Origin of the sequence: Nonomuraea sp. MG754425, from assembly GCF_021699195.1 — a bacterium.
Lineage (GTDB): Bacteria > Actinomycetota > Actinomycetes > Streptosporangiales > Streptosporangiaceae > Nonomuraea.
This window is the reverse complement of the sequence record NZ_SSXE01000317.1, coordinates 1-6,694: the sequence shown is the minus strand read 5'-3', so window position 1 is coordinate 6,694 and position 6,694 is coordinate 1. Positions and strand designations below refer to the sequence as shown.

5 protein-coding genes and 2 pseudogenes are annotated in these 6,694 nt (G+C 73.1%); 3 read left to right on the top strand and 4 right to left on the bottom strand.

All coding sequences use genetic code 11. From position 1 onward, the window contains the following. From FAF44_RS51270 to FAF44_RS51260, 3 genes and pseudogenes are all read left to right on the top strand, one after another. Nucleotides 1–1,104, top strand: a pseudogene (locus FAF44_RS51270) (serine/threonine protein kinase); the annotation flags it as partial. After that, nucleotides 1,038–2,270, top strand: a complete 1,233-nt coding sequence (locus FAF44_RS51265; RefSeq protein WP_237110776.1) for a S8 family serine peptidase — start codon at nucleotides 1,038–1,040, stop codon at nucleotides 2,268–2,270. The pseudogene FAF44_RS51270 and the gene FAF44_RS51265, both read left to right, overlap by 67 nt. A gap of 113 nt (nucleotides 2,271–2,383) precedes the next feature. Further along, complete coding sequence (locus FAF44_RS51260) at nucleotides 2,384–4,633, top strand: hypothetical protein (protein ID WP_237110775.1); 2,250 nt, start codon at nucleotides 2,384–2,386, stop codon at nucleotides 4,631–4,633. Between the two features lie 66 nt (nucleotides 4,634–4,699). Here the strand turns inward: FAF44_RS51260 and FAF44_RS51255 are convergent, their stop codons facing one another. The 4 genes and pseudogenes from FAF44_RS51255 to FAF44_RS51240 all read right to left on the bottom strand — a co-directional run. Continuing rightward, complete coding sequence (locus tag FAF44_RS51255) at nucleotides 4,700–4,978, bottom strand: YbaB/EbfC family nucleoid-associated protein (protein WP_237110777.1); 279 nt, start codon at nucleotides 4,976–4,978, stop codon at nucleotides 4,700–4,702. A gap of 12 nt (nucleotides 4,979–4,990) precedes the next feature. After that, nucleotides 4,991–5,380, bottom strand: a complete 390-nt coding sequence (locus FAF44_RS51250; RefSeq protein ID WP_237110774.1) for a YbaB/EbfC family nucleoid-associated protein — start codon at nucleotides 5,378–5,380, stop codon at nucleotides 4,991–4,993. Next, nucleotides 5,380–6,147: a hypothetical protein gene (locus FAF44_RS51245; protein WP_237110773.1), complete on the bottom strand. Its 768-nt coding sequence runs from the start codon at nucleotides 6,145–6,147 to the stop codon at nucleotides 5,380–5,382. Before FAF44_RS51245 ends, FAF44_RS51250 begins: the two co-directional genes overlap by 1 nt. A gap of 11 nt (nucleotides 6,148–6,158) precedes the next feature. Next, a pseudogene (locus FAF44_RS51240) lies at nucleotides 6,159–6,694 on the bottom strand (hypothetical protein); the annotation flags it as partial.

The window sequence follows — 6,694 nt, the reverse complement described above, 5'->3', positions numbered from 1 at the left end:
GTTCCGGTGGAGATGGCGCACGGGCCGTCGATGTGGGGCCCACCGCCCGGCCCCGGCGCGCAGGTCCCGCCGCCGCCCAGGCCCCCGGCGCCTCCCGTCGTGCCCGAGCAGCGGAGCGACGGGCGGGAGCGCAAGCCGTTCCCCGTGGGGCTCGTGGCGGGCCTGACCGCCGTCGTGCTGCTGTCGGGCCTCGGCATCTGGGGGGCGAGCCAGTACACCGGCAAGGTCACCTACTCCCCGATCGCCGCCGCGACCACCGGGACCTCCGGCACCGGCGGGGGAGACGCGGGCTCCGCCCCCGCCCAGGGGACCGAGACGGGCCCGCCGCCGCAGCCGCAGTCCGAGGTGACCGCGCCGTGGGCGACCGCGTCCGACCCGGGTGACGGTGGCATCGGCCCGATGCAGCTCCCCACCGAGGACAGTTCGCCGTCCGTGCCGGAGCTCTCGACGCCGCCGACCCCCGGCCCGGTCGTGACGCAGCCGGTGCCGATCCCCACCGCCCAGCCCACCGTGACCCGGACCCAGCGGCCGACGGCCGAGCCCACCAAGCCCACGAAGACCGCCAAGCCCAAGGCCACGGTCACCAAGACGGTCCAGCCCTCCAAGAAGGCGACGCCCCGGCCGACCAAGACCACGCGCGAGCCCGAGCCCACCCCGGACCGGACCACCGCAGAGCCGACGCCCACCAGGACGACCCAGGCCCCGGCCCCCACGCCCGCCAAGACGACCAAGAAGCCGACGCCGACCCCGACGAAGACGACCGCGGAGCCGGTGAAGAAGAACCCGTACACGGCGACCCAGGTGTGCGGCGGCGGGTTCGTCGTCCAGCGGTCGAGCTCGTTCAGCGGCGGGACCACCTACCAGCTCTGGAACAACGGCACGGGCCAGAACTGCGTGGTCACCCTCAAGTCGGGCGCGGACGTCGGGAAGGCCACCTCGACGAGCGCGACGCTGGAGGTCCAGGGCGGCAGCAGCAAGACCGACTCGGGGAACTTCGAGTACTACGCGGGCCCCGTGATCCTGACGGCCAAGGGCAAGTGCGTGCGGTACTCCGGCAGCGCGGGCTCGGGAAGCACGAGTGCGGCATGGGCGAACTGCGGCTGAGCCCCGCCCGCGTCAGGGCGTCCAGGATCGTTCGCGTCCTCGTCGCGGGCGTGCTCGCGCTGCCCGTCCTCGGGTCGCCCGCGGCGGCGGCGCCCGAGGAGTGCAAGCCGGACAAGGGCACGCTGAAGCTGCCCGCGAGCGAGCCGTGGGCGCAGAAGCGGCTCGACATCAAGACCGCCTGGCGGCTGACCAGGGGCGCGGGCGTACGGGTCGCGATCGCGGACAGCGGCGCCGACTACCACCCGCAGGTCCAGCTCACCAAGATCGTCGACGAGACGCACACCGGCTACCGCGACTGTGTCGGCCACGGGACGGCCGTCTCCGGCATCATCGGCGCCCGCTTCCTGTCGGGTGTGCCCTTCCACGGCGTCGCGCCCGACGCCGTGATCATGATGTTCAAGCAGAGCAACAAGTCCGAGGGCGACATCAGCCACCTCATCGGCGCCATCAACGACGCCGTGGCGGCCAAGGCCGATGTGATCAACGTCTCCGTGCGGGCCGCCGACACCCCGGCGCTGAAGGCGGCCGTCCAGCGGGCGCTGGCCCAGGACATCGTGGTGGTCGCCGCCGCGGGGAACATCGAGGGCCCCGACGACGAGGACGTGCCCGCCTATCCCGCGGCGTACGAGGGCGTGCTGGCCGTGGGCGCGGCCACCCCCGACGGCCGCCGCGCCGACTCCTCCAACGCCAGCACGCCGGTCTCCGTGCTCGGCCCCGGCACGGACATCACCGCCCCCTGGCCGGGCCGCGCCTACAAGCTCGGGCTGCAGGGCACCAGCTTCGCCACGCCGTACGTGGCGGGCACGGCCGCGCTGGTGCGCGCCCGTTTCCCCAGGCTGACCCAGGAGCAGGTGCGCCGCCGCATCACCGCGACCGCCGACGGCACCTCCGGCGCGGGCACCGGGACGGGCATGGTGAACCCCGTGCTCGCGCTCACGGCCGTGCTGCCCTACGAGAGCGTCAACGCGCCCGTGGTGGCCGAGCCGCCGCCGGCCGCGCTGCCGGCCGACGCGATCGCCAAGATCCCGCCCAAGGACGAGACCGCCATCACCGTCTCCGCGGTGGTCGGGGTCGGCGCGGTACTCTCGATCATGGTGGCGGGGGCGCTCGTGTCGCTCATTCCGCTGGGCCGGCGGAGGGGCTGGCGGGCCGGTCGGCCGACCTAGAAGGTTGCAGATCGGTATAGAGCTGGTTTATCCACCCATGAAACTACTGATGTGATTGTGGTGGATTTGGTTCAATGTCCCATTGAGATCATGCTTTGACTGAAGGGACAGAGATGCATCCCCTGCGACCCGGCGATCCGGAGAAGCTGGGCGCGTATGCCATCTCAGGACGGCTGAGCGACGGCCCGCGTGGTGCGGCCTTCCTCGGCAAGGAGTCCGAGGACGCGCCCCTGAGGGTGATCAAGTTACTGCCCGCCGCCCCCGACGAGGGCGCCGACGACCTCGCCCGGCTCACAGGGGTGCAGCGGGTCTCCAGCTCGTACATCGCCAGGACCCTGGAGAGCGGCAAACACGAAGACCGGCCCTACGTCGTGCGTGAGCACATCGAGGGCCGCAGCCTCGCCGAGATCGTCGCCGAGGACGGCCCCCTCGACCCCGACGCGGTCGAGCGCGTGGCCGTGGGCGTGCTGACCGCGCTGACCGCCGTGCACCTGGCCGGCATCACCCACCGCGGGCTCACCCCGCACAATGTGATCATCGGCGCCGACGGCCCCCGGGTGACGGACGTCGACCTGGGCGAGCCCGAAGGCGAGATCGGCTACCGCGCCCCCGAGCAGATCAACGGCCTGCGCTACGGGCCGTACGCCGACGTCTTCGCCTGGGCCGCGGTCGTGGTGTTCGCCGCGACCGGCAAGCCGCCCTTCGGTCAGGAGACCGAGGCGGTGCTGACCGGGCAGCCCGAGGTGGGCGACCTGGCCGAGCCGCTGGCCGCGGTGGTGCGCTCCGCGCTCGCCAAGGACGTCACGCCGCGCCCGACCACGTACGTGGCGCTGCTGCGCCTTCTCGGGGACAAGCGGGGCGGCACCGGGGCACTGGCGCACAAGCAGCCGTCCAAGCCGGGCGAGCTGATCGAGGGCGTGCCCGTGCCGGGCGTCCCGCCGCAGGGTGTGCCCATGCCGGGTGTGCCCGCGCCGGGCATGACCGCGCAGGGCGGGCCCGGACCGGGTGGCCCCGTGCCGCCGGGAGCGCCCTTCCCCGGCGGGCCCGTGCCCGGACTTCCCGGGCCGGGGCCGTCGATGCCGGGCCTGCCGATGGACGGGCCGCCGTTGCCGGTCGGGCCGCCCCCGCAGCCGGCCTGGGGCCCGCCGACGATGGCCCAGCAGTCCTACCACGACGGTCCGGCGATGGAGGGCGTGCCGGTGCCGCCGGGCGCCATGTGGGGGCCGCCGCACTCCGAGCGGCCGACCACGACCGTCGCCGGCGAGACGGTGTCCTCCCGGCCGCCGCGCAGGTTCCCCCTGGGGCTCGTCGCGGCGGTGGGCGTGCTGGTGCTGCTGTCCGCCATGGGCCTGTGGGGCGCCGGCCGGTACGCCTCGACGCAGCGCTTCGAGCCCGTGGCCCTGGCCGTGGGCACGCCGTCCGCGGACGCTCAGGCGGGCGGCGGGTCCGAGAAGGGTGACGCCCAGCAAGGCCAGCCCCAGCAGCCGACGGGCCAGCCCCAGCCGGGTCAGGGGCAGGGCCAGGGCCAGCCCGAGGTGACCGTCCCGTGGGCGGACACCTCGAAGGTCGGCTCCGACGACGTGGGCCCGATGGTGCTGCCGACCGAGTGGACCTCGCAGGCGCCGACGCCGCCCGAGCTCAGCACAGTGCCGACGCCGGTGATCCCCACCCAGCAGCAGGCGGTGCCGACCGTGACCGCGACCGCCCCGACGGCCGCCGTCACGACGACGGCTCCCACCACGGCCGCGCCCACGGTGACGGTGACGCAGACGCCGACCCCCAGCCCGACGCCGACGGAGGACGCCCTCGTCCAGGATCCGACGGTGAGCCCGACCCCCACACCGACCCCCACCGTCACGGTGACGGCCACCCCGACCCCGACGCCGACGGCGGAGCCGTCCCCGACGGTCACGGTCACCGTGACGCCCAAGCCGACGGTGACGGTCACGGCGAAGCCGACGGCCGCCAAGCCGACCGTCACCGCGAAGCCCACGACGGCCGCGCCGAAGCCGACGAAGACGGCCGCGGCGCCGTCGGTGCCGAACCCGCACTCGGCGGCCGGCGTCTGCGGATCGGGCTTCTTCGTCCAGCGCAGCAAGGCGTTCTCCGGCGGGGAGACGTTCCTGCTCTACAACAACGGCACCGGTGAGAACTGCGTGGTCACCCTCAAGACCACGGACGTCGGCCGGGCGACCAGCATGTCCGCCACGCTGGAGGTCCAGGGCGGCCCCAGCGACCGGGCCAGCGGCACGTACGAGTACTACGCCGGCCCCGTCAAGCTGCCCGCCAAGGGCAAGTGCGTGCGCTTCACCGGCAGTGTCGGGTCCTCCGGCGCCAGCGCCGACTGGGGCAACTGCGGCTGACCTGACCGCGAACCGAACGAACCCCCTCCGGCAGCCGCCGGAGGGGGTTCGTTCACGTCAGGGGCGTCAGCCGCCGGTCAGCTCGTCCTTGGCGATCGCCGCGGCCTCCTCCGCCCGGACGATGGCGTTCAGGATCTCGTCGCCGAGCCGGCGGGCGTCCAGCCGCCTCCTGCTCAGGGGGTGGATCTCCAGCTCGGCCAGGACGCCGAGCGCGTCCACCGTGGCCACGATCCGGCCCTCGTCGGCGCGGCCGGTGAAGCGGCGCACGCTCCATTCGGCCGCCCGCTCCTCGGCCTGCCTGGCGGAGGCGGCCAGCGCTTCGAGGCGGGCCATCGCCTCCTGCATCTCCCGCACCGCTCAGCCCTCCCGCAACACGCGCTCGATGTACGGGGCCAGCGGGTCCTGTCCCACCTGCGGAGCCGGCCCCGGGCCGGTCAGCTCGGTCATCAGGCCGGTCAGCCGCTCGCCCATGGCGACGTGGGCCGCGCCGATGGCCTCCTTGACCGCGTCCGCGAGCTGGACGTGGTCGAGCTTGCGCAGACCGCGCCCGTCGATCTGCAGGGCGAGCAGACGGCCGGCGCCGGAGACGCAGACGCGTACCGCGCCGGAGGCGTCGGCGCCCTCCAGCCGCTCGTGGGCCAGATCGGCCATGCCGCCGGCGAGCCGGCCGGTCAGGTCGTTGATCTCGCGCAGCAGGCCGGCCACGTCGCCTTCCCTGCCTTCCGAGAAGGCGTTGATCTCTTTCATCAGTTCTCCGATGCGGGGACCCAGAGGTCGTTCACCTGGTCGGGGTCGGTGATGCTGGACGGGAGGTTCAGGTCGCGCGCGCCGTTGGCGGGGTCGCCGGTCTGGTAGAAGGCGCCCAGCAGCTCGTTGAGGCGCAGTTCCAGGGCATTGAGGCTGCTCTCGTTGGTGAGGTAGATGTCGCCGAACTGCTTGAGCAGGTTGCCGAGCACGGTCAGGAAGATGCCGAGCTGGGCGATGAGCGCGGCCCGTCCCACGGGGTGGGCGCTCATGGTGATCAGGGTCTTGAAGATCGGCGCGGACGCGGTGTACAGGCCGATGACCGACAGGTCGTATTCGAGCACCTCCTTGAACTGGCCCTGCATGGTGCCGCTCATGTCGTCGCTGAGCTTGGTCAGCAGGCCGAACAGGCCGTTGACGTTGAATCGCACGTACTGCTGCAACATCTCGGAGGCGTGGCCGCTCCAGTACGGCGAGACGTTGTCGAAGTAGCCACGCCACAGGTCCGACCGGTTGCCCTCCAGGGTGCCGGACATCTCCTTCCAGATCTCCCGCCTGTCGTGGAACAGGGCGGGGTTGCCGAGGTTGAGCGTGGCCGCCACGTCGAGGCTGAGCGCCGCCAGGCCCAGGCCGGACATCGCCCCTGCCTGCAGGGTGGTCTGCCGTAACGGGTTGAGGTTGGTGATCAGGCGTTTGTAGAAGCCGGGGTCGGCACGTGTGGCGGGTGCGGTGCTCGCGGGGGCCACCGGCTCGGTGGGTGGGGTCGACATGCCGATCCTTCTCAGTTCTCTCCGCCGGCGCTCTCCGCGTTCCGGTAGTTCTGGGCCGACACGGTGATCTTGTCGCTGTCGGCGCCGAGGACGTCGCGCAGGATCAGCGCGCTGTCGCCCCAGGCGTCGGAGATGCGGTTGTACCGGCCGACGAACATCAGGCCGACGATGGGGACGCCGGCGAGCGGGACGAGGTTCCAGCCCTCGAAACGGGGGGCGCGCTCCTTGACGTAGCCGACGCCCTCGGCCACGCCGCTCATGAGCCCGGCGAACGTGTCGAGGTAGCCGGCGTTGATCTCGTACCCGGGCAGGTCCGTCGAGTCGCCGGAGTTGTCACGCTCCTCGGAGGTGTCCGCGGGCTCGCCGGAGCTCGTGGGGTCGTCCGAGGGCCGCAGCGACGGCGGCAGGCACACGGGCGGCGGGCACGGCGGGGTGTGCGGGCACGGAGTCACCATCGACGGGTCCTCCGGGCTCGGAGTGGAGTCGTCGGGTGGCTCCGGAGTGGTCGGCTCCTCGGGCGGGTCGGGGGTCGTCGGCTCCTCAGGAG

Coding starts and splice junctions, on each gene's coding strand:
- FAF44_RS51260 (WP_237110775.1), top strand. CDS start 2,384: ATGCATCCCCTGCGACCCGGCGATCCGGAGAAGCTGGGCGCGTATGCC.
- FAF44_RS51245 (WP_237110773.1), bottom strand. CDS start 6,147: ATGTCGACCCCACCCACCGAGCCGGTGGCCCCCGCGAGCACCGCACCC.
- FAF44_RS51255 (WP_237110777.1), bottom strand. CDS start 4,978: ATGCAGGAGGCGATGGCCCGCCTCGAAGCGCTGGCCGCCTCCGCCAGG.
- FAF44_RS51250 (WP_237110774.1), bottom strand. CDS start 5,380: ATGAAAGAGATCAACGCCTTCTCGGAAGGCAGGGAAGGCGACGTGGCC.